The sequence below is a fragment of the Stenotrophomonas sp. YJH_SMC_119 genome (assembly GCF_059368315.1).
Map to the genome: position 1 here is coordinate 378,128 of NZ_JCAFRP010000001.1, position 21,374 is coordinate 399,501.

Annotated in this window: 15 protein-coding genes; 7 read left to right on the top strand and 8 right to left on the bottom strand. The window is 68.1% G+C overall.

Annotated features, from left to right (window positions below):
• Window positions 1-194: 194 nt before the first annotated feature.
• The 6 genes from AC5P6S_RS01715 to AC5P6S_RS01740 all read right to left on the bottom strand — a co-directional run bounded on the left by AC5P6S_RS01715 (window position 195) and on the right by AC5P6S_RS01740 (window position 9,088).
• Entirely contained in the window at window positions 195-731 is a 537-nt protein-coding gene (locus tag AC5P6S_RS01715) for a hypothetical protein (protein WP_005414256.1), read from the bottom strand.
• A complete protein-coding gene (gene mrcB / locus AC5P6S_RS01720; RefSeq protein ID WP_044571433.1) occupies window positions 728-3,166 on the bottom strand; it encodes a penicillin-binding protein 1B in 2,439 nt (812 codons plus the stop codon). Before mrcB ends, AC5P6S_RS01715 begins: the two co-directional genes overlap by 4 nt.
• Before the next feature lie 84 nt (window positions 3,167-3,250).
• A complete protein-coding gene (locus AC5P6S_RS01725; RefSeq protein WP_012481051.1) occupies window positions 3,251-4,303 on the bottom strand; it encodes a glycosyltransferase family 2 protein in 1,053 nt (350 codons plus the stop codon).
• Between the two features lie 72 nt (window positions 4,304-4,375).
• Window positions 4,376-5,266 carry an SDR family oxidoreductase gene (locus AC5P6S_RS01730; RefSeq protein ID WP_005414259.1) on the bottom strand — a complete coding sequence of 297 codons (891 nt, stop codon included), beginning with the start codon at window positions 5,264-5,266 and terminating at the stop codon, window positions 4,376-4,378.
• A 63-nt stretch (window positions 5,267-5,329) separates the two neighbouring features.
• The gene (locus AC5P6S_RS01735) at window positions 5,330-6,901 is read right to left on the bottom strand and encodes a hypothetical protein (protein ID WP_012481053.1); all 1,572 of its coding nucleotides are present in this window, start codon (window positions 6,899-6,901) and stop codon (window positions 5,330-5,332) included.
• 30 nt (window positions 6,902-6,931) lie between these two features.
• Window positions 6,932-9,088 (bottom strand): bifunctional (p)ppGpp synthetase/guanosine-3',5'-bis(diphosphate) 3'-pyrophosphohydrolase, encoded by a 2,157-nt coding sequence (locus tag AC5P6S_RS01740; protein ID WP_012481054.1) that lies wholly within the window; start codon window positions 9,086-9,088, stop codon window positions 6,932-6,934.
• A gap of 130 nt (window positions 9,089-9,218) precedes the next feature.
• Here AC5P6S_RS01740 and AC5P6S_RS01745 point away from each other — a divergent pair, with 130 nt between their 5' ends.
• Window positions 9,219-9,755 carry a hypothetical protein gene (locus tag AC5P6S_RS01745; RefSeq protein WP_005410728.1) on the top strand — a complete coding sequence of 179 codons (537 nt, stop codon included), beginning with the start codon at window positions 9,219-9,221 and terminating at the stop codon, window positions 9,753-9,755.
• Window positions 9,756-9,828: 73 nt separating this feature from the next.
• On the opposite strand, the gene hrpA is transcribed toward AC5P6S_RS01745, so the two are convergent.
• A complete protein-coding gene (gene hrpA, locus AC5P6S_RS01750; protein WP_495204438.1) occupies window positions 9,829-13,914 on the bottom strand; it encodes an ATP-dependent RNA helicase HrpA in 4,086 nt (1,361 codons plus the stop codon).
• A gap of 86 nt (window positions 13,915-14,000) precedes the next feature.
• On the opposite strand from hrpA, the gene AC5P6S_RS01755 reads away from it, so the two are divergent.
• The 6 genes from AC5P6S_RS01755 (at window position 14,001) to AC5P6S_RS01780 (ending at window position 20,923) form a co-directional block, all read left to right on the top strand.
• Window positions 14,001-14,549, top strand: a complete 549-nt coding sequence (locus AC5P6S_RS01755; protein WP_005410730.1) for a Dps family protein — start codon at window positions 14,001-14,003, stop codon at window positions 14,547-14,549.
• Window positions 14,550-15,079: 530 nt separating this feature from the next.
• The gene (gene recQ, locus AC5P6S_RS01760; protein WP_005410733.1) at window positions 15,080-16,885 is read left to right on the top strand and encodes a DNA helicase RecQ; all 1,806 of its coding nucleotides are present in this window, start codon (window positions 15,080-15,082) and stop codon (window positions 16,883-16,885) included.
• 154 nt (window positions 16,886-17,039) lie between these two features.
• On the top strand, window positions 17,040-17,420 hold the full coding sequence (locus AC5P6S_RS01765) for a CopL family metal-binding regulatory protein (RefSeq protein WP_044570737.1): 381 nt from the start codon (window positions 17,040-17,042) through the stop codon (window positions 17,418-17,420).
• A gap of 75 nt (window positions 17,421-17,495) precedes the next feature.
• The gene (locus AC5P6S_RS01770; RefSeq protein WP_495204439.1) at window positions 17,496-19,307 is read left to right on the top strand and encodes a copper resistance system multicopper oxidase; all 1,812 of its coding nucleotides are present in this window, start codon (window positions 17,496-17,498) and stop codon (window positions 19,305-19,307) included.
• The gene (locus AC5P6S_RS01775) at window positions 19,304-20,329 is read left to right on the top strand and encodes a copper resistance protein B (protein ID WP_495204440.1); all 1,026 of its coding nucleotides are present in this window, start codon (window positions 19,304-19,306) and stop codon (window positions 20,327-20,329) included. Before AC5P6S_RS01770 ends, AC5P6S_RS01775 begins: the two co-directional genes overlap by 4 nt.
• An 81-nt stretch (window positions 20,330-20,410) precedes the next feature.
• A complete protein-coding gene (locus AC5P6S_RS01780) occupies window positions 20,411-20,923 on the top strand; it encodes a GNAT family N-acetyltransferase (protein WP_043035097.1) in 513 nt (170 codons plus the stop codon).
• 73 nt (window positions 20,924-20,996) lie between these two features.
• Here AC5P6S_RS01780 and AC5P6S_RS01785 read toward each other — a convergent pair whose 3' ends face one another.
• Entirely contained in the window at window positions 20,997-21,305 is a 309-nt protein-coding gene (locus AC5P6S_RS01785; protein WP_043035098.1) for a TFIIB-type zinc ribbon-containing protein, read from the bottom strand.
• Between the last annotated feature and the right edge of the window lie 69 nt (window positions 21,306-21,374).

Consider the following 21,374-nt stretch of genomic DNA (forward strand, 5'->3'; position numbering starts at 1 on the left):
TGGCAGCACACGGAAACTGTCAGAGGTCGGGCGGGGCGGGTTCGCGGGGGTGTCCGCGGCATGGATGCCGCGGCCAAGCCCCCAAGGACGGGTTTACGGCGTCCCCCGCGAACCCACCCCACCCGGCCAAGCGCGGCTTTTGCTTTACGCGGCCAAGCAGCCAGCCACGAGGGGCTGCGCCGTTGGCTGGAAACTCAGTACCGCTTGATCCCCGGCACCGTGCAGCCCTCAATCTGCGCATGCGCCGACACCGCATTCTCCTTCTCGCCCCGCGCCAGGCGCGACTGCTCGATCGTCGCCCAATGCCGGCGGCACAGCGGCCCTGTCTTCGAGCCCAGGTCGACCGCCTTGCGCGCAAACGCCTCCGCCTGTGCCCACTGCCCCTGCAGCAGCGCCAGCTCGGCGCGCTCCTGCAGCACCGCCGGGTCACCGGCGACGATTTCCAGCGCGTGGTCCAGGCTGCTGGCGGCACCGGCCAGATCGTTGGCCTGGCGTTGTGCCTGCGCGGTCACCCGCAGATCTTCCACCTGCGAATCACGCAACGGCTGCACCGACAGCTCCTTGTCATCCGGGCCAGCGGCTGCGTCAACTGCGGCCAGGCGCTGCGCCGGCGTGGTGGTATCGACCGGTTTGACCACCGGCGGCGCACTGCTCACGCAGGCGGCCAGGGCCAGGCTGAGGCCGGTCAGGGCCAGGGGCTGCAGCAGGGATCGCATGTTCATCGGCATCATCGGCTCGGGGGAGGAGTGGCGGCGGCGGGCGTCGCGGCAGGTTCGGCAGGCGCTTCCGGCTTGCGGTCCAGGCCGAACCAGCTGCGCCAGCCGCCACCCTCGCCTTCGGCCTCGCCCTGCCCGTCCGGCGACACCGCCGGTGCACAGGGCGCATAGGCCGGCGCATAGCCGACCACGAACGGGAAGCGGCGCGCTCCCGGGCAGCCCTCGTCGGTCGTGTTGAGGCCGCTGGCGGCCACCGACTGCCAGTCCAGGCCCTTGTTGCTGACCCGCAGCGGCGCACTGGGAAGACGCTGGAAGATGCCCGACCAGACCCGCATCGCGCCGGTGGCACCGTACAGGCCAGCCTGCTCGTTCTGGTCGTTGCCGATCCAGATCACCGCCAGGTGATCCCCGGTGTAACCGGCATACCAGCTGTCACGACCATCGTTGGTGGTACCGGTCTTGCCGGCCGGCTGCAGGCGGCTGAGGCCATCGGCGTTGAGCCGCTGCGCGGTGCCGCTGGCAACCACCTGCTGCAGGCCGACACTGATCAGGTTGGCGGCAATCGAATCGCCTTCCTGGGCCGGTGCCGGGGTCTTGTCGTAACGCTTGAGCAGCTTGCCCTGCGGATCGAGCACGCCACGCACCGCATGCAATGGCTGGATTTCGCCACCGGACGCGAGGAACTGGTACAGCTGTGCCATCGCGTAAGGGCTCTGGTCGGTCGAACCGAGGATCACCGCCGGATTCGCTTCGGCCTTGATGCCGGCCAGCACGTGGATCAGCTGGGTCACACGCTCGGGGCCGACCTGCATGCCCACGCGCACCGTGGCCTGGTTGTAGGAATGCGCCAGCGCGTCGATCAGGCGCACGGTGCCGTGGCTGCGGTTGTCCGCGTTGCCCGGGCTCCAGTTGCGGCCACGGCCGAGCTGCACCGTCACCGGCGAATCGTCGACCCAGCTGGCCAGCGAGTAGCGGTCCGGCTGCGCCAGCGCCAGCAGGTACACGAACGGCTTCAACAGCGAGCCGACCGGGCGCTGTGCTTCGATCGCTCGATTGAACCCCACCTCGGACACCTCACGGCTGCCGATCACCGCCAACACGTCACCGTTGTGCACGTCGGTCAGCACCATGCCGGCCTGCAGTTCGGGACGGCGCTTGCTTTCCAGCGACTTGATGGTGCGGGTCACCGCGCCTTCGGCATAGGCCTGCGCAGACGGCGACATGCCGGTCATCACGCTCAGGCCGGCGCCCTGCAGCGCCGATTCCGGATAGTCATGGCCGAGCTGGCGGCGAACCAGGTCCACATAGGCCGGGAAGCGGTTGGCCGCCACCAGGCCCGGCGTCTTGGGCACGCCCAGCGGCGCCTTCAACGCACGCTGGTACTCGGCATCGTCGATCAGCGTCGCCTCATGCAGCTTGCCCAGCACGAAATTACGGCGATCCAGCGCGCGTTCCGGGTTGCGCCGCGGATCGTAGTAGGACGGGCCCTTGACCAGGCCGATCAGCAGCGCGATCTGCTCGGTTTCCAGCGATTGCAGGTCACGGCCGAACCAGAACTCGGCGCCGGAAGACATGCCGTGGATGGCCTGGCTGCCGCGCTGCCCCAGGTACACCTGGTTGAGATAGGCCTCGAAGATGGTGCGCTTGTCGTAGCGCGCCTCCATGATCAGCGCGTACAGCACTTCGTTGAATTTGCGGGTGACCGTCTGTTCCTTGCCGATCCCGAGCAGGCCGCTGCGGGCCAGCTGCTGGGTCAGCGTGGACGCCCCCTGGCGACTCTGGCCACCGGAACGGACCGTCACCCACACCGCGCGCGCGATGCCGGACAGATCGATGCCGTGGTGACGGTTGAAGTCCTTGTCCTCCACCGCCTGCAGGCCGGTCACCAGCAGGTCCGGCGCCTCGTCCATGCGGATCAGGCGGCGTTCTTCCTGCTTCTGCCCGTACAGGGTGGCAATACGCGCCGGGTCCAGGCGCGCAGCCTTCAGCGCCTTGCGGTTGTCGGCATCACGCAGCGACGCGACCGCACCGTCTGCCAGCGACAGTTCCAGCCGACGCGGTGCGACGCGGCCATCCACATCGTTGTAGCCACGGCTGGAAATGACAAAGCGCCCGCCGTTCACCGCATAGGTCGCCGGCTCCTTGCCCTGCCCGTCATCGCGGTAGGCGGATGCGGCGAGTTCGGTCTTCAGGGTCGCCGCGTCCATCGCCTTGCCGGGTGTGAGCACCAGCGGCCGCGCATATACCCGGGTCGGGATCTGCCAGCGCAGTTCACCGAAGCGCTGGGTCACCTGTTGGTTCAGGTACAGCGTATAAGGGATCAGGAAGCCCAATCCCAACGCGACCGCAGCCATGCTCCAGGTGATCAGGCGACGCCGCCACAGCGGGCTGTCGTCCTGCTGGTCGTCGTCGAAATCGTCGATGTCGTCGGAATCGTAGCGTCGGGGCACGGGCATGCAGGCAGGTAGGGTCTGGCGAGTCTAACGCAGGCGCCGCGGTGGCTGGCAGGCGATGGCCCGCGGTTTCACTGCAGTTCAAGCAGCGCGCGGCGCCCGCCACCCGGCCCACGCGCCCGCAAACGCTGCCCAGCCCCCTTTCCAGCCGCCCCCCGCCAGGCAGACGTTGGCCAGGCGTGCGATCAACCGCGGCGCATCATGGGCGATCCAGCCTGCCGGCACATCCACGCGGCGATACAGCTGCAGGCGCGACCAGGCCATGCGCCAGGCGAGCGCGTGAAGTCCCTGGAAGCGCTCCGGCGCCACCACCACGCCGCGGCGCCCCAGCAGATCGGCCAGAGCCAGCAGGCGCCCGGCCGTGCGCTGGCGCGCCTGGGAATCGAACAGATCGAGATGGCGCAGGCGTTGCAGGAAACCGCGGCGACTGGCACCGATCTGGTTGTTGCCATGCTGCCGGTAGTCGATGGTCGGTTCGGCCAGCATGTCCAATCCTCCACGCAGCGATGCGTGGACCGCCAGCCATTCGTCGTGGCTCCAGCCCGGCGGGACCGGCAGCGATCCGGCCAGCAGCCCGCGGCGCAGCGCACAGGTGGCACCGGTGATGAAGTTGCGCAGCAGGATCGCGTCGATCGCAAGGCCCGAGCGTTCCAGCTCGACCTCGGCCGGATGGACCACCAGTACCTCCAGCAGCCGCTGGCCAAGCGGCGCGCCCTGCGCGTCCACCAGCCATGCATCGCTGTGCAGCAACAACAGGCCCTGATCGGCGTGGAAGCGCTCCACATAGCGGCGGACACGCCCCGCATGCCAGACATCATCCTGGTCGCACAGGAACAGGATGTCGGCCTGGCAACGCATCAGTGCATCGGCGAAATTGCGCACATAGCCGAGATTGCGCGCGTGCTGGACGATCTCGACACGGATGCCCAGCGCCTGTGCACGCGGCACGAAGGCCTGCAGCAGCTGCAGCGTCTGGTCGCTGGAACCGTCATCGCCGATCATGACTTCGTTCACCGGAAGATCCTGGTCGAGGATGCTGTCCAGCTGCGCCTGCAGGTAGCGCGCACCGTTGTAGGTGCACAGCGCGACGCCAATGCGCTCGGCAGGGGCCGATCGGGATGGCGCGTCAGGCATCGAACGTACTCGCGGAAACAAGGGCCGGGGGATGGTAGCAGAGCCCCCAAAGAGGATGGATACGGTGGCTGGCTAGCCGTTGCCGGGATACGCAGCGATCCGCTGCACGGCCTGGGCCGCGCTCATCGGTCGCCACGTGTCCGCGTCGGGCTGGAACGGCCGCGGATGTACGTCCAGCAGCGCCTGCAGCGGGCCATTGTCCGCAATCAGATCCTGCTGCAGGCGTGACACCGGACCACGCGCCCGCGGCAGCACCGCGGCCAGGCCCCGCAGTGCCGCGCCCGGCAACGGCAGCGCCAATGTCGGCTGTGCCAGGCTGGCGTGCACGCGGCGGAACATCGCGTGATAGGGCAGGCGCTCGCCACCGCCGATTTCCAGCACCCGTGCCGACGCTGCACCGGTGGCGATGCAGGCCACCACGGCGCGGGCGATATCGTCGGCATGCACCGGTTGGCGCAGGCCTCCCACCAGCGGAATCGGAAACAGGCGCAGACGCAGCGCACGCTGCACGATCGGGGTGATGCTGCGGTCGATGCCGGCCCCATAGATCAGGGTCGGCCGCAGGATCGTCCAGCCCATGCCAAGACGCTCGGCCTGCGCGATCAGGCCCGCTTCGCCCCGCTGCAGCATCGCCACGACGTCCTGCTCGTCGGCCTGCTCGGAATTCTGCTTGCTCAGCACGCTCATCGAACTGGTGGCGATGACCTGCCGCGCGGGGGCCGCCGTCTGCCGCGACAACCACTGCGCCAATGCTTCAAGGGGGCCGAAGCTGGCAATCGCCTGCCAGTCCGGAGACGGCACGCTGTCCAGCGCAGCTGCCAGGTCCCCGCACAGCCACTGCACGCCGTCCTGTGCCGGTTGCGGTTGCCGGCTCACCGCCTGTACCCGCCCATGCGCCTGCACCAGGCGCGGCAGCAGGAACCGGCCGATCTGGCTGGTGGCTCCGGAAACAAGGACGGTCATCGGCACTCCGTGGGGATGTTGCGAGGGGTGGCTACTATAGCGGTCCCTCCGGCAGCGGCGGGCTCAGGGCGACGACACCCCGATGTCGCGCAGGCGCTGCCGCAACTGCTGGTACTCGCTGCTGGAAGGGCCGACGCCAAGCTCGCCCGCCTGCTGGAGCGCACGTTCGGCAAAGGCGACATCTCCGTTGCCCAATCGTTCGCTGCCAATCGCAATCCAACGCTGCGCGAGGCGCTGGCGGGCCGCAGGCAGGCCGCCAGCGGTGGGAGACAACGTCTGCCAGGCCTGCAGGCAGGCACCTGCAGCCTGCACCCGGTTCTGCCGGAGGTTGTCGTCGAAGCAACGGCGACTGGCAGGCAGCAGGCGCGCGGCCGCGGCCTTCACCCGTGAATCGCGCGGTGCCAGCGCCTGTGCTTCGCGAAGGGCATCGAATGCGCTGTGCCCCGGCGGGCTGATCCATTGGCCTGCGCGCTCGGCGCGTTCGATCCGGCGCAGGTGATCGCGCAGCTCGCGTTCACGCTGCGCGTTGCTCACTGCGGGCTGCTGCAGTGCCTCCCGGGCCTGCCGTGCACGCTGCAGGCGCTGCACCAGTTGCTGTCGTGCCGCCTGCGAAGCGCCCAGTGCTTCGGCCAGCACGGCATCACGCAGCGCCGCCTCGAACTGGAAATCGTCGGCCTGGATCTGGCTTCGCGCCAGCACCGCCTGCAGCACCTGCTCGCGGCCCCGCTGGGCAGTGGGATCGTCCGGCGCCACCGCCAGCACGGCCAGGAACCCCTTTGCGGCACGTTCCAGCTGCTGTCGCTGAAGTGCGCGCTGTGCCTGCCGCAAGCGCTCGTCGACCGCCCGTGCCAGGGCCTCCTGGCTCGCGGGAAGATCGGCGTGGCCTGCATCGAACAGGCGCGCGCGCTGCAACGTCGCAGCGGCTTCAGCCAGTTCCCCGCGTCCGGCCAGCGCGCGCGCGTGCTGCAGCAGATCGCTCAGTGCATCCTCGCGCCCCTCCAGAGCGGGCAGGTTGTCCGGCTGCAGTGCCAGGATGCGCTGGAATAGCGGCAACGCACTGCTGTCGCCATCGTCCAGCCGGCCGGCCGCGAACGCATTGCGGGCCTGGGCCAGCAACGCGCCGATACCGGCGCCGGCGCTACGCCGCGCCTGCAGTTGGCGGGCCACGGCGTCGGCGTCGCCCTGCGGCACCTGCAGCTCGCGGGCCAGCGCCAGTGACTGCGCGCTGCCCTCCAGATCGTCGCCCTGCAGCTTGTCGCGGGCCTGCTGCAATGCTGCCGCGGCGGTTCGTGCAAGGCCCTGGCGCGCCTGCGGCCGATCGCCATCCAGTGCCAGCACCGCCTGGTAGCGCTCCCGCGCACCACTGCCGTCGGCCGCACTCAGCCGGCCGGCGGCGAGCGCACGATCGCCTTCGACCAGCAGCTGTTCGATCTGCGGCTCGTCCCAGAACCAGTCGGCCAGCGGCTTGCGCAGCAGCACAAGCAGCACGAACACCGCCAGCGCCGCGACCAGCGCCCATCGCCAGACCCGCCGCGCATGACGTGCCTGCAGCCACCACCAGCGGCCTTCGCGGCGGACGCGATCCAGCGCAGGGTGTTCAGCGCCATGCGGGCGATGCGGGGGCTCGCGTTCCATGCGTGCAGGGTAGCCGGGGCGGCGTGAAGCTCAGCCGAGGCGACGCGCTTCGCTCACGCCCGGCAGCGCGTCCAGCTTGCCCAGCAGGTTCGACAACTGGTCGTAGTCGCTGACCTTCAGCCTCAGGCGCAGATGGGCACGGCCACTGTTGCGCACGTTGTCACTGTGGATGTCGAGCACGTAGGCGTCTTCCTGGGCGATCAGGTTGGTGATGTCCTTCAGCAGCCAGCGGCGGTCGACCGCATCGACCACCACGTCCACCTCGTAGCCGCCCCCGGCCTGGCCCCATTCCACCGGCAGGATGCGCTGCGGGCTGGTGGCCGCCAGCCGGGCCAGCGCGGCACAGTCTGCCCGGTGCACGGTGACACCACGGCTACGGGTGAGGTAGCCGACGATCGGTTCGCCAGCCACCGGCTGGCAGCAGCGCGCCAGCTGCACCAGCAGATTGCCCACGCCCTGCACCGTGAACTTGGACTTGCCCAGGTTCTCGCGGCGGGCGGTCGGGCGCGGAAGCGCCGGCGCAGGGGCCGGCTGGCTGGCCGCGCGCTCTGCCTCCAGCAGCGTACGGCTGACCTGGTTCGGGCCGGTGTCGCCCAGCGCCACCTGGATGTAGAGGTCGTCAACGCTGTCGGCATGGAACTTCTTCGCCGCCACCGCCAGATCCGAATGCTGCAGCCCCAGACGCTTCAGCTCGCGCTCGAGCAGTTCGCGCCCGGCCTGCACGTTGCGCGCGCGGTCCAGCTTGTGGAACCAGCTGCGCACCTTTTCGCGCGAGCGGTTGCTGGCCAGGAAGCCCAGCGCGGGCATCAGCCAGTCGCGGCGGGGGTCGGCCTCCTTGCCGGTGAGGATCTCGACACGGTCGCCGCTGCGCAGGCGATAGGTCAGCGGCACGATGCGGCCATTGACCTTGGCGCCGCGGCAGCGGTGGCCCACCATCGTATGTACCTGGTAGGCGAAATCGAGCGGCGTGGCCCCCTGGGGCAGGTCCAGCACCTCGTCCTTCGGGCTGAGCGCATAGACCCGGTCCTCGGTCAGCTCGGCGTCGAGTGCCCCGGCCAGTTCATTGCCCTGCCCGTCCTGCGCCTGCTCCAGCAGCTGGCGCATCCAGGTGATCTTGCGATCGAACGACTTTTCCGCGCCCTTGCCGCCTTCCTTGTACTTCCAGTGCGCGGCCACGCCCAGCTCGGCCTGGGAATGCATCTCGTGGGTGCGGATCTGCACTTCGATCGTGCGCCCTTCCGGGCCGACCACGGCGGTGTGCAGCGAACGGTAGTCGTTGGCCTTCGGGCGTGCGATGTAATCGTCGAACTCGCTCGGCACCGGGGCCCACAGCGCATGCACCACACCCAGCGCGGCGTAGCAGGCGGCGACGTCGTCGACCATCACCCGCACCGCGCGGATGTCGTACAGCTGGTCGAACGCCAGCCGTTTCTTCTGCATCTTCCGCCAGATGCTGTAGATGTGCTTGGGGCGGCCACTCACTTCGGCATGGATGCCCTGTGCGGCCAGCTCGCGCGACAGCTGTTTCTTCACGTTCTGCACGTAGCGCTCGCGCGCCACGCGGGTTTCGTCGACTTCGCGCGCGATGCGGCGGTAGGTTTCCGGCTCCAGGTGGCGGAACGCCAGGTCCTCCAGCTCCCACTTCAGCTGCCAGATGCCCAACCGGTTGGCCAGCGGCGCGTGTATGTCGCGGGTCAGCTGCGCCATCGCCCGGCGCTGCTCGTCGTCCAGCTTGTCGGCAGCGCGCATTCTCGCCAGCTGCCGGGCCAGCAGGATCGGCACCACGCGCAGGTCGCGGATGATCGCCAGCAGCAGGCGGCGCAGGCCCTCGCTGTTGCGCCCGGCCTCGCGGCCAGCATGCAGCGCCCAGACCGGATCGGCGGCGTCCTGGCCGTCGAGCAGGCCGATCACCGCCGCCTTGTGGTTGCCCAGCGGCAGCTGGTCCAGGCTGGCGCGCAGGCCGGGCAGGTCGAACAAGAGCGCGGCAACCACCGCGCCTTCGTCGGCCGAGAGCATCGACAGTGCATCGAGGGTATCGCCCAGCACCGACCAGCTGGCGCGCATCTGGTGGTCGCACTCCGGTGCTTCCCAGTGTTCGCGCAGGGCCTGGCGCAGCGGAGCGGGCAGCACCGCGGCGGAGGGACGGTTCAACAAGGCATCCAGGCCGGGGACAGAAGCGCGGTTCACAGCATCGAGCAGGCAAGACAGAGGTTCCTACACTAGCGCCGGCGCCGTTCAGGGACAATCACCGCAGCCACCATCACCCGGCATGAAGACATGCCGCTACACTCGCCGGCAAACCCAGGAGAGTTCCGCCATGCCCTCGATCGCCCCACGTTTCCGTCCACGGCTGCTGGCCTGCGCCGCACTGCTGCTGTCCCTGTCGGCGCCTGCGCTGGCCCAGCGCGTGGTGGACGGTGACCTGCAGCAGCAGATGTCGCCGACCGAATTCAAGGCGGCCGGCCTGGACAAGCTGAGCGCGCAGGAACTGGCCACGCTCAACCGCTGGCTGCAGGGCAAGGTTGAAGCGGCGACGACCCAGGCTGTGGCAGCGGTACGCGAAGAAGCCCGCGAACAGGGCCGCCAGGAAGTGATCGTGAAGAACCGCGGGTTCTTCGATTTCGGCAGCAGCGAGCCGATCACCGGCGTGCTGCAGGGCGAGTTCCGTGGCTTCGGCAAGGGCCGCGTCTACGTGCTGGACAACGGCCAGGAATGGGAGCAGACCGACAGCACCAGCGTGGTCGGCGTGCGCAAGCAATCGCCCAAGGTCAGCATCAAGCCCGGCGTGATGGGCGTGTGGTACATGAAGGTGGAAGGCGTGAACAGCCAGCCCAAGGTGCGCCGCTCCAAGTAGTGGATCCACGCCACGCGTGGATGACCTCCCACCGTACCCCGCCGGTCATCGTCCGGCGGGGTCGGGTTGGGGGTTACGAGGCCTGGCGCAGTGCCGTCACCCGCTGCGCCAGCTTCTTCGCCGAAATGCCGGTACGTGCCCCCAGCTCCTGCGCGAACAGTGACACCCGCAGCTCTTCCAGATCCCAGCGCAGCGCCTGCCATTGCGGGCGATCGCGCAGGCCCTGCTGCTCTGCCGTTTCCAGCGCTTCCAGGAACGGATGCAGTTCCAGCATGCGTGCCTGGTCACGTGGCGGATCACGCTTGGCGCGTTCGCTGCGCAGGATCATCGCCTTCAGGTAGCGCGGATACTGCGCCAGCGCGTCGGCCGGCGTATCGCGCAGGAAACCGGGGTGGATCAGCCCGGAAAGCTGCGCTTCCATGTCGTCCAGGTTGCCGCGTGCCCAACCCATCAACGGTGCTTCCAGCATCGGCTTCAGTTCCGCCACCAGCGCCAGGATGGTTTCGGCCAGTTTCAGCCGCGACATGGCCTCGCCGAACAGGGCCTTGGCCGCATGCTCACGGCGCTGTTCGAAGGCCGCCGCATCGCGGATGTCTTCCAGGCCCTCCGCCAACACCGCGTTCATCGCCGCATCCACCAGGTCTCCGCGCAGGCGCTCCTGCGACTCGATCGCCGCATACAACAGGCCGGTCTTGGCGCCCACCGGCAGCTGCTTGCGCGCCTGCTTGATCTTCTCGGCCAGGGCGATCTCCAGCAGCCGGCGCACGCCCAGCGGGTGAGCCTCCTGTGCCTGCTGCCGATCGGCGAAGATGCGCAGCGCCACGCTGTCACCCTCGTCCAGCAACGCCGGATAGGCCGGAACGCCGGCTTCACCGGGTACCTGCAGCGGTATCGGCATGGCCGGGAACGTGCGCAGGCCATCGGCCGCCATCTCGCGGCCAGCGCGTGCAGCGAAGGCATCGCCGGCACGACCGCCGAATTTCGCGCGCAGTGCGTCCAGATCACGCGAAGTGGCCAGCACCTTGCCCTGCTCGTCGCGCAGCCGCAGGTTCATGTGCAGGTGCGGCTCGATCGAACCGGGCTCGAAATCGAGCGCGGTCACGGTGGCACCGGTTGCACGTGACAGGAAACGCGCCAGTTCGCCGGTGATGGCATCGGCGCTGGGCTGCGGAAACGCCTCGTAGAACGCGCGGCCGAAGTCCGGCGCCGGCACGTAGTTGCGGCGCATTGCCTTGGGCAGGCTGCGGATCAGTGCCGAGGCCTTGTCGGCGACGAAGCCCGGCGCCAGCCAGCCCAGCTGCACCGGGTCCAATGCATTGAGCAGGTGCAGCGGCACGTCCAGGGTCACGCCGTCATCGTCGGCACCCGGCTCGAAGCGGTAGTGCAGCGGCAACCGCGCCTGGCCCAGCGCCAGGTATTTCGGGTAGCGCTCCTGCTCACTGCCCTCTCCGGGCAGCAAGTCTGCGAGCGACCAGTGCAGGGTCTTGCGCTGTTCCGGCGCCAGCCCCTTCCACCAGGCATCCAGGCCCGCAGCCGAATGGATCTGCGGCGGCACCCGGTCCAGGTACCAGCGCGCCTGCCAGTCCTCGTCGGCGACGATGCCGGCGCGACGCAGCTTGGCTTCCTCCTCGCGGGCGACCTCCAGCACTTTCTGGTTGTCGGCCACGAAACTGGCGCGGGTGTTGATCTCGCCGGTCACCAATGCCTGGCGCACGAAGATGTCATGTGCCTCGCCCGGCTCGATGCGGCCGTAATGCACCGGCTTCTTCGGCGCCAGCACCAGGCCGAACAGGCTGATCTGCTCGGAGGCCAGCACCTGTCCCTGCGCGCGCGACCAGTGCGGATCGAAGTGCTTGCGCAGCAGCAAGTGCGGCAGCTCGGCAATCACCCAGTCCGGTTCGATCGCGGCCAGGGTCATGCCCCACACTTTCTGCGTATCCAGCAGATTGGCCACCAGCAGCCACGGCGGCGGCCGCTTGGACAGCGCCGAACCCGGGAACGGCAGGAAGCGGCGCTGGCGTGGCGCCTGGAAATCGCCCTTCTCGGTGCGGTGGCCGATCTGCGTCGGCAGGCCCGCCACCAGCGCCCGGTGCAGGGTCTGGTAGGCAGCGGCGCGCACGCGTTCGCTGAAACCGCCGCCAACCGGCGCCTGTTCCTTCTGCGCGCGCACGGCCACCGGCGCCGGTGCAGTCTCCGCCTTGCCTTCGCGGGCCAGGCGCGCGGCGCGGTGCAGCTGGCCCCGGGTGGCTTTCACCGCCGCCGCGTCATCACGCGCCGGTGCCGGCGCACTGCTGCCGGCCAGCAACGGCGCCATCGACGCCTCGCTGGCCTCCTCCTTCCAGCCCAGTTCCTCGCACAGCAGCCGCAGCTGGCGATGCAGCTCGCGCCACTCGCGCATGCGCAGGAAGCCGAGGAAATGACGTCCGCACCAGTCGCGCAGCTTGGACTGGGTCAGGTCTTCATGGGCCTGCCGGTAGGCATCCCACAGGCGCAGCACGCCAACGAACTCGGAGCGGCCATCGGCGAACTGCGCGTGCGCGCTGTCGGCCGCACCACGCGCTTCGGGTGGGCGTTCGCGCGGGTCCTGGATGCCCAGGAACGAGGCGATCACCAGCATCGGCCGCAGGCAGCCTGCGGCCTGCGCGGCCACCAGCATGCGCGCAAGCTTCACGTCCACCGGCAGGCGTGCCATCTGCTTGCCGATGGTGGTCATGCGCCGCTCGGCGTCGATCGCGCCCAGTTCGGTCAGTTGCTGCCAGCCATCGGCCACCGCACGCTCGTCCGGTGCCTCCAGGAACGGGAATTCCTCGATCCGGCCCAGGCCCAGCTGCAGCATGCGCAGGATCACCCCAGCCAGGCTGGAGCGGCGGATTTCCGGATCGGTGAATTCGGGCCGCGCCTGGAAATCGGCTTCGGCGTACAGGCGGTAACAGATGCCCTCGGCAATACGGCCACAGCGACCTTTGCGCTGGTTGGCGCTGGCCTGCGAGATCGGCTCGATGTGCAGGCGGTCCAGCTTGTTGCGCGGGCTGTAGCGCTTGACGCGGGCGAAGCCCGGATCGACCACGTAACGGATGCGCGGCACCGTCAGCGAGGTTTCCGCCACGTTGGTGGCCAGCACGATGCGCCGGTTCGGCCCGGGGTTGAACACCCGGTCCTGGTCCTGGTTGGACAGGCGGGCGTACAGCGGCAGCACCTCGGTATTACGGTACTTGCGCCGCTCCAGCGACTGGTGCGCATCGCGGATCTCGCGCTCGCCCGGCAGGAAGATCAGTACGTCGCCGCGCGCATCCAGGCGGGTGATCTCGTCAATGGCCGACACGATGGCGTCGTTGACGGTGCGTTCGCCCTGGTCTTCGCCCTCGCCTTCCAGCGCGCGGTAGCGCACTTCCACCGGATAGGTACGGCCTTCGACGCTGATCACCGGCGCATTGTCGAAATGCTGGGCGAAGCGTTCGGTGTCGATGGTGGCCGAGGTGACGATCAGCTTCAGGTCCGGCCGCTTGCGCAGCAGCTGCTTCAGGTAGCCCAGCAGGAAATCGATGTTGAGGCTGCGTTCGTGCGCCTCGTCGACGATGATCGTGTCGTAGTTCGACAGCCAGCGGTCACTGGCGATCTCCGCCAGCAGAATGCCGTCGGTCATGAACTTGATGCGGCTGTCTTCGCTGACCTTGTCATTGAAGCGCACCTGGTAGCCGACCAGCTGGCCCAGTTCACTCTGCAGTTCCTGTGCGACACGGCTGGCCACCGCACGTGCGGCAATCCGTCGCGGCTGGGTGCAGCCGATCATGCCGGCCTGGCCACGGCCGGCGGCCAGGCACAGTTTCGGCAGCTGGGTGGTCTTGCCCGAGCCGGTTTCACCGGCGATCACCACCACCTGATGTTCGCGGATCAGCCCGATGATGGCGTCGGCTTCACGCGCAATCGGCAGCTGCGGGTCCAGAGTAATGGACGGCTGCTGTTGCGCCCGCACCTGCCGGCGCTGCACCGACGCCTGCAAGGCCTGCTCGAAGGTGGCGGCCAGTGCCGCATCCTGTGGCTTGGCCTGGCAACGCGAGAGCATCCCCAGCAAACGGCCCCGGTCGCGGCTCATGGCGCCGTCGATGGCGGCACGCTGTTGGCGCAGGCGGGGCGATGGATTTTTATCGATAGAGTTCATCAATCGGTTCGTTCAAAACTTTGAAAGCGACCAGTCATCACGACCGGTTTATTGTGAAGGCCAACGATTCCACAAGGAGGAACCCCATGGCGAAGACCAAGAGCACGACCAAGGCCAAGACCGGCAAGCAGAAGCTTGCTGCGGCGGCACCGTCGGCACCGAACATCGATATCGGGATCACCCAGGGCGACCGCAAGAAGATCGCCGACGGTCTGTCGCGCTTCCAGGCCGATGCGTTCACGCTCTACCTGAAGACGCACAACTTCCACTGGAACGTGACCGGGTCGATGTTCAACTCGCTGCACACCATGTTCGAGACGCAGTACACCGAGCAGTGGGCGGCACTGGACGACGTGGCCGAGCGCATCCGCGCGCTGGGCTTCAATGCCCCGGGCTCCTACCGGGAATTCGCTGCGCTGACCTCGATCGCCGAGGAACCGGGCCTGACCGACAGTGCGGACTGGCGTGAAATGGTACGCCAGTTGGTGGTCGCCAACGAAGCGGTCTGCCGTACGGCACGTGAAGTGCTGGAGGTGGCGGCCAAGGGTGACGACGCCCCGACCGAGGATCTGATGACCCAGCGGCTGCAGACCCACGAGAAGTACGCCTGGATGCTGCGTTCTCTGCTCCAGTAAGAGTTGGGGGGCTCGGCAGGGCTGCGCCCTGCACCCGCCGAGGCAACGGCAACGTCAAAAGCTGGCTATCTGTGGGCTGGCGGGGTGGGTCCGGTGGCAGGGGACGCCGTAAACCCGTCCTTGGGGGCTTGGCCGCGGCATCCATGCCGCGGACACCCCTGCCACCGGACCCACCCCGCCTTCGACAGTTTTCCGCGATCTGCTGGAACAGCGTCCGCTCTGGTAGGTGTCGACCTTGGTCGACACGGATGAATTCATTCGATATCTGACAGAGGTGTCGACCAAGGTCGACACCCACCAACGGCCGCGGGAAACTGTCGAAGGTGGGGCGGTGTCGGATTGCGGGGTGTCAGCCGCATGGATGCGGCTGCCAAGCCTACGCGGACGTACTTGCGGCGTCCCCGCACTCCGACACCGCCCCACCAAACCACGAATCACCCCAGAGCCGGCTGTTGCCTTTGACGTTGCTCTGGCTTGTAGCAGGTGCAGGGCGCAGCCCTGCCGCCGCCTCCGGGAGGTAAACTAGCCGGATGGCTTCCCGTCCCGCGCACGACCTGCTCCAACGCGTCTTTGGTTACGACGATTTCCGTGGTCCGCAGCAGGACATCGTGGAGCATGTGGCTGCCGGTCATGATGCCCTGGTACTGATGCCCACCGGCGGTGGCAAGTCGCTGTGCTACCAGGTCCCGGCCCTGCTGCGTGACGGATGTGGCATCGTCATCTCGCCGCTGATCGCGCTGATGCAGGACCAGGTCGAAGCCCTGCGCCAGCTCGGCGTGCGTGCCGAGTACCTGAATTCAACCCTGGATGCCGAGACCGCCGGCCGCGTCGAGCGCGAACTGCTCGCGGGTGAGCTGGACATGCTCTATGTCGCTCCCGAGCGGCTGCTGACCGGCCGCTTCCTGTCGCTGCTGTCGCGCAGCCAGATCGCCCTGTTCGCCATCGACGAAGCCCACTGCGTGTCGCAGTGGGGCCACGACTTCCGCCCGGAATACCGCCAGCTGACCGTACTGCACGAGCGCTGGCCGCAGATTCCGCGGATCGCGCTCACCGCCACCGCCGACCCGCCGACCCAGCGCGAGATCGCCGAGCGCCTCGACCTGCAGGAAGCACGCCACTTCGTCAGCTCCTTCGACCGCCCCAACATCCGCTACACCGTGGTGCAGAAGGACAACGCGCGCAAGCAGCTGACCGATTTCCTGCGCGGCCACCGTGGCGAGGCCGGCATCGTCTACTGCATGTCGCGGCGCAAGGTCGAGGAGACCGCTGAATTCCTCTGCGGCCAGGGCTTCAACGCCCTGCCCTACCACGCCGGCCTGCCGCCGGAAGTGCGCGCGAACAACCAGCGCCGCTTCCTGCGCGAGGACGGCATCGTCATGTGCGCCACCATCGCCTTCGGCATGGGCATCGACAAGCCGGACGTGCGCTTTGTCGCGCATACCGACCTGCCCAAGTCGATGGAAGGCTACTACCAGGAAACCGGCCGCGCTGGTCGTGATGGCGAAGCTGCCGAGGCCTGGCTGTGCTACGGCCTGGGCGACGTGGTACTGCTCAAGCAGATGATCGAACAATCCGAGGCCGGCGAAGAACGCAAGCAGCTGGAGCGGGGCAAGCTCGATCACCTGCTGGGCTACTGCGAATCCATGCAGTGCCGCCGCCAGGTGCTGCTGGCCGGTTTCGGCGAGACCTATCCCCAGCCGTGCGGCAACTGCGACAACTGCCTGACGCCGCCGGCCTCGTGGGACGCGACCATTCCGGCGCAGAAGGCACTGAGCTGTGTCTACCGCACCGGCCAGCGCTTCGGCGTCGGCCACCTGATCGACGTCCTGCGTGGCAGCGAGAACGAGAAGGTGAAGCAGCAGGGCCACGACAAGCTCAGCACCTACGCCATCGGCCGCGATCTGGATGCGCGCACCTGGCGCAGCGTGTTCCGCCAGCTGGTCGCCGCCAGCCTGCTGGAAGTGGACAGCGAGGGCCACGGTGGCCTGCGCCTGACCGATGCCAGCCGTGACGTGCTGACCGGCCGCCGCCAGATCAGCATGCGCCGCGACCCGGCCAGCAGCACCAGCGGACGCGAGCGCAGCGCGCAGCGCACCGGGTTGTCGGTACTGCCGCAGGACCTGGCACTGTTCAACGCCCTGCGCGGCCTGCGTGCCGAACTGGCGCGCGAACAGAACGTGCCTGCCTTCGTGATCTTCCACGACAGCACCCTGCGCAACATCGCCGAGCAGCGCCCGACCAGCCTGGATGAACTGGCCCGGGTCGGCGGCATCGGCGGCACCAAGCTGAGCCGCTACGGCCCGCGCCTGGTCGAGATCGTGCGCGAAGAAGGCTGACGCCGCGCTCCCTGTAGCACCGAGCCCACGCTCGGCTGCCGTGGCCGCAGAAGCAGCCGAGCGCGGGTTCGGCTCTACATTGGTGCAGGTCCAACCTTGAACCGACCATTCAGCCGGAAGTGCATCCACGGCCGCTTGCGGCTAGATTAGCGCCATGTCCCTCGCCTCGACCCTGCTCCGTGTCGTGCTCATGCTCAGCCTGCTGCTCAACGGGCTGAACGCGGCCATGGCCAGCGGTCACGAGGAAATGGGCCGGATGACCCACGCGGCAGCCGCCCTTGAAGGCGGCAATGCCGACTGCCACCACCACGCCGCCATGCAGGCCGATCAGGCCCCGCAGGCCAAGGCCCCCGCCCACGACGCCCACTGCCAGATCAAGGACTGCGTGCGCAGCTGCGCCCAGCACCCGCTGCTGGTGGTGCAGGCGTTGCCGTTCATGGCCGGCCCGGCGTTGTCGCTGGCACCGCAGCCGATGCCGGCCACCGGCCGCCCGTCGCCGCCGCTGCCGCCGATCTCACGCCCTCCCATCGGCTGATTCCACACGTACTGTGCGCCCTGCGCACCGGGGCCGGCGGCCTGCCGGCGTCTTTCCGTGTCTGGAGTCTCCACCATGAATACCCGCAATCTCCCCGGTCCGGGCGCTGTGCCCATGCCGTCGCGCCGCCTGTTCGTGCAGGGCCTGGCCGCCGGTGGCGTGGTCGCCGGCATCGCCGCTGTCGGCGTGCCGCAACGCGCGCTCGCCGCCGCCACTGCCGCCCCACGGCTGGCCGGTGCCCCCGCCGTGCTCAGCGATACCCGCATCGAACTGGCCATCGGCGAATCGCTGGCCAATTTCACCGGCCGCACCCGCCCGGCGATCACCGTCAACGGCTCGTTGCCGGCCCCGATCCTGCGCTGGCGCGAAGGCCAGACCGTGGACCTGTTCGTGCGCAACACGCTGGAACGCCACCCGACCTCCATCCACTGGCACGGCATCCTGCTGCCGGCCAACATGGACGGCGTGCCGGGCCTGAGCTTCAACGGCATCGGCCCCGGCGAAACCTACCACTACCACTTCCAGCTGAAGCAGTCGGGCACCTACTGGTACCACAGCCACTCGATGTTCCAGGAACAGGCCGGCCTGTACGGCGCGCTGATCATCGACCCGGCCGAACCGGCGCCGTACCACCACGACCGCGAGCACGTGATCATGCTGTCGGACTGGACCGACATGGATCCGGGCGCGCTGTTCCGGCGCATGAAGAAGCTGGCCGAGCACGACAACTACTACAAGCGCACCCTGCCCGACTTCCTGCGCGACGCGAAACGCGACGGTTGGTCCGCGGCGCTGTCCGACCGTGGCATGTGGGGCCGGATGCGGATGACGCCCACCGATATCTCCGATATCAACGCGCATACCTACACCTACCTGATGAACGGCACCGCCCCGGCCGGCAACTGGACCGGCCTGTTCCGCAGTGGCGAAAAGGTGCTGCTGCGCTTCATCAACGGCGGGTCGATGACCTACTTCGACGTGCGCATCCCCGGTTTGAAGATGACCGTGGTGGCCGCTGACGGCCAGTACATCCACCCGGTCAGCATCGACGAATTCCGCATCGCTCCCGCCGAAACCTACGACGTGCTGGTCGAACCCACCGGCCAGGATGCGTTCACCATTTTCTGCCAGGACATGGGTCGCACCGGCTACGCCGCCGGCACGCTGGCGGTACGCTACGGGCTGCAGGCACCGATTCCCGCGCGCGACCCACGCCCGTTGCTGACGATGAGCGACATGGGGCACGACATGGGCAGTGGTGGCCACGGCGGCCACGACATGGCCGCGATGAAGAGCACGGAAGGTAGCTGCGGCGCCAGCATGGGCCACGGTGCGCACGGCGGCGGCGGTACCGCCAGCAAGGTACCGAAGCATCCGGCCAGCGAGCGCAACAACCCGCTGATGGACATGCAGAGTTCGGCCACCGAGCCGAAGCTGGACGACCCTGGCATCGGCCTGCGCGACAACGGCCGCCAGGTGCTGACCTACGGCGCGATGCGCAGCCTGTTCGAAGACCCGGATGGCCGCGAGCCGAGCCGCGAGATCGAGCTGCACCTAACCGGCCACATGGAGAAATTCTCGTGGTCGTTCGATGGCGTCCCGTTCGCCAGCGCCGAGCCGCTGCGGCTGAACTACGGCGAGCGCATGCGCATCGTGCTGGTCAACGACACCATGATGCAGCACCCGATCCACCTGCACGGCGTGTGGAGCGATCTGGAAAACGCGCAAGGTGAGTTCCAGGTCCGCAAGCACACCATCGACATGCCGCCGGGCACCCGCCGCAGCTATCGCGTGCGCGCCGATGCACTCGGCCGCTGGGCCTACCACTGCCATCTGCTGTACCACATGGAAGCGGGCATGATGCGCGAAGTGAGGATCGAAGAATGAGCCGCTCACTGCTTTCCCCCAGCCTGCTGGCCCTGGGCCTCGCCGCCGCGTTGCCGGTGTTCGCGCAGTCGCACGCCGGCCATGACATGGGCGCGATGAACGTGCCTGCGAAGAGCGCGAAGACCCCTGCCGAACCGGTCGATCATTCAAAGATGGATCATTCGGAGATGGACATGTGTGCGGCGGATCAGGCCGGCATGGACCACCCCACGATGGACCACTCGAAGATGGACCATGGCTCGATGCAGCCAGCGGCGATGGACCATTCGCAGATGGACCACGGGGCGATGGGCCACGGCACGCCTGCACCCACCGAACCGCGCGAACCGATCCCGGTCCCGACCGATGCCGACCGCGCCGCCGCCTTCCCGCCGATCGCGCACGGTGCGATGGAACACGCGCCGGAGATCAACAGCCTGCTGCTGATCGACCGGCTTGAGCATTGGGATGGCAAGAGCAGCAACGGCCAGGCATGGGAGGCCACCGGCTGGGTCGGCGGCAACATCAACCGCATGTGGCTGCGCACCGATGGCGAACGCAGCCGCGGCCGCACCGAATCGTCGTCACTGGAAGCACTGTATGGTCGCAGCGTGTCGCCGTGGTGGGACGTGCTGGTCGGCGTGCGCCAGGACTTCCGCCCGTCCGACTCGCGCACATGGGCGGCCATCGGCATCCAGGGTCTGGCGCCGTACAAGTTCGAAAGCTCGGCCACGCTGTACATGGGCTCCGGCGGCCAGGTGCTGGCCAAGGCTGAGGTCGAGTACGACGTGCTGTTGACCAACCGATTGATCCTGCAGCCGCTGCTGGAAGCTACCGTTGCGGCCAAGGACGAGCAGGAGTACGGCATCGGCCGTGGCCTGAACAAGGTAGAGGCCGGCCTGCGCCTGCGCTACGAGTTCAGCCGTCGCTTCGCGCCGTACATCGGCATCAGCCACGAACGTACGTTTGGCGACACCGCCGACTATGCCGGTGACCACGCGCGCGACACGCGTTGGGTGGCGGGCGTGCGCATGTGGTTCTGAGCAGCGGTTCGTGAGCAATGGCCAGCCCCGGCAGCCGCCGGGGCCGGCTACACTGCGCCACGCTCCATTGCAGGCACCGCCATGTCGTTGCAGATCCGCCGCGCCACCCTTGCCGATGTCGACGCGCTGTCGGCGATCGCCATCGCCACGTACAACGAAACCTGGGGCGACTCCTATCCGCCGCAGGAGCTGCACGATTTCCTGCAGGCGCACTACAGCAGCGAACCGCAGCGCATCGAACTGTCCGACCCACGCAGTGCCATCTGGCTGTTGCTGGACGGTGACGCCGTGGTCGGCTACCTGGCCGCGGGTGCCAACACCTTGCCGCACACGGATGCATGCGAGGGTGACATCGAACTGAAGCGGTTCTACATCCTGGCCGCACACCAGAACGGCGGACATGGTGCACGCATGATGGACGCGTTCATGGCGTGGCTGGACCAGCCGCAGCGCCGCACCCTGTGGGTGGGCGTGTGGGAAGAGAATTTCGGCGCGCAGCGCTTCTACGCGCGCTATGGCTGCAGCAAGGTTGGCGAGTACGACTTCATCGTCGGTGACACGCACGACCGCGAGTTCATCCTGCGGCGGCCGTGATCACGCGCCCCATGTAGAGTGAAGCTTGCTCGACTGTTAGCGCCAAAAGTCGAGCATGGCTCGACGCTACAAACTAGAAATCGAACAACTCCGACAGGAAGCTGTCCTTCTTCTTTTTCCTGTAGCCGTGTCCCCGGTTGTCCTCGTAGCGCTGGCCGAGGTGGCGGGTATCACGGTGCATCACCGGTGGCGGCGCGGACGTCGGCTGAGCCTGCACGGGCGCTGGCGGAGGTACTGCAGCACCGGCGCCCGCACGTTCGATGATCTTGTCCAGCTCGCCACGATCCAGCCACACACCGCGGCAACTCGGGCAGTAATCAATCTCGATGCCATGGCGTTCGGCCATCTGCAGCGTCTGGGTCTTGCACACGGGGCACAGCATCGGCATTGCTCCTGTCGGTCTGGTTTCGACTGTACCTGCACCGCGATGACTGTGCGGCAACGCATGACC

Coding starts and splice junctions, on each gene's coding strand:
- AC5P6S_RS01725 (WP_012481051.1), bottom strand. CDS start 4,303: ATGCCTGACGCGCCATCCCGATCGGCCCCTGCCGAGCGCATTGGCGTC.
- recQ (WP_005410733.1), top strand. CDS start 15,080: ATGGCTTCCCGTCCCGCGCACGACCTGCTCCAACGCGTCTTTGGTTAC.
- AC5P6S_RS01785 (WP_043035098.1), bottom strand. CDS start 21,305: ATGCTGTGCCCCGTGTGCAAGACCCAGACGCTGCAGATGGCCGAACGC.
- AC5P6S_RS01735 (WP_012481053.1), bottom strand. CDS start 6,901: ATGGAACGCGAGCCCCCGCATCGCCCGCATGGCGCTGAACACCCTGCG.
- AC5P6S_RS01780 (WP_043035097.1), top strand. CDS start 20,411: ATGTCGTTGCAGATCCGCCGCGCCACCCTTGCCGATGTCGACGCGCTG.
- AC5P6S_RS01730 (WP_005414259.1), bottom strand. CDS start 5,266: ATGACCGTCCTTGTTTCCGGAGCCACCAGCCAGATCGGCCGGTTCCTG.
- AC5P6S_RS01745 (WP_005410728.1), top strand. CDS start 9,219: ATGCCCTCGATCGCCCCACGTTTCCGTCCACGGCTGCTGGCCTGCGCC.
- AC5P6S_RS01755 (WP_005410730.1), top strand. CDS start 14,001: ATGGCGAAGACCAAGAGCACGACCAAGGCCAAGACCGGCAAGCAGAAG.
- AC5P6S_RS01775 (WP_495204440.1), top strand. CDS start 19,304: ATGAGCCGCTCACTGCTTTCCCCCAGCCTGCTGGCCCTGGGCCTCGCC.
- AC5P6S_RS01715 (WP_005414256.1), bottom strand. CDS start 731: ATGATGCCGATGAACATGCGATCCCTGCTGCAGCCCCTGGCCCTGACC.
- AC5P6S_RS01770 (WP_495204439.1), top strand. CDS start 17,496: ATGAATACCCGCAATCTCCCCGGTCCGGGCGCTGTGCCCATGCCGTCG.
- AC5P6S_RS01765 (WP_044570737.1), top strand. CDS start 17,040: ATGTCCCTCGCCTCGACCCTGCTCCGTGTCGTGCTCATGCTCAGCCTG.
- hrpA (WP_495204438.1), bottom strand. CDS start 13,914: ATGAACTCTATCGATAAAAATCCATCGCCCCGCCTGCGCCAACAGCGT.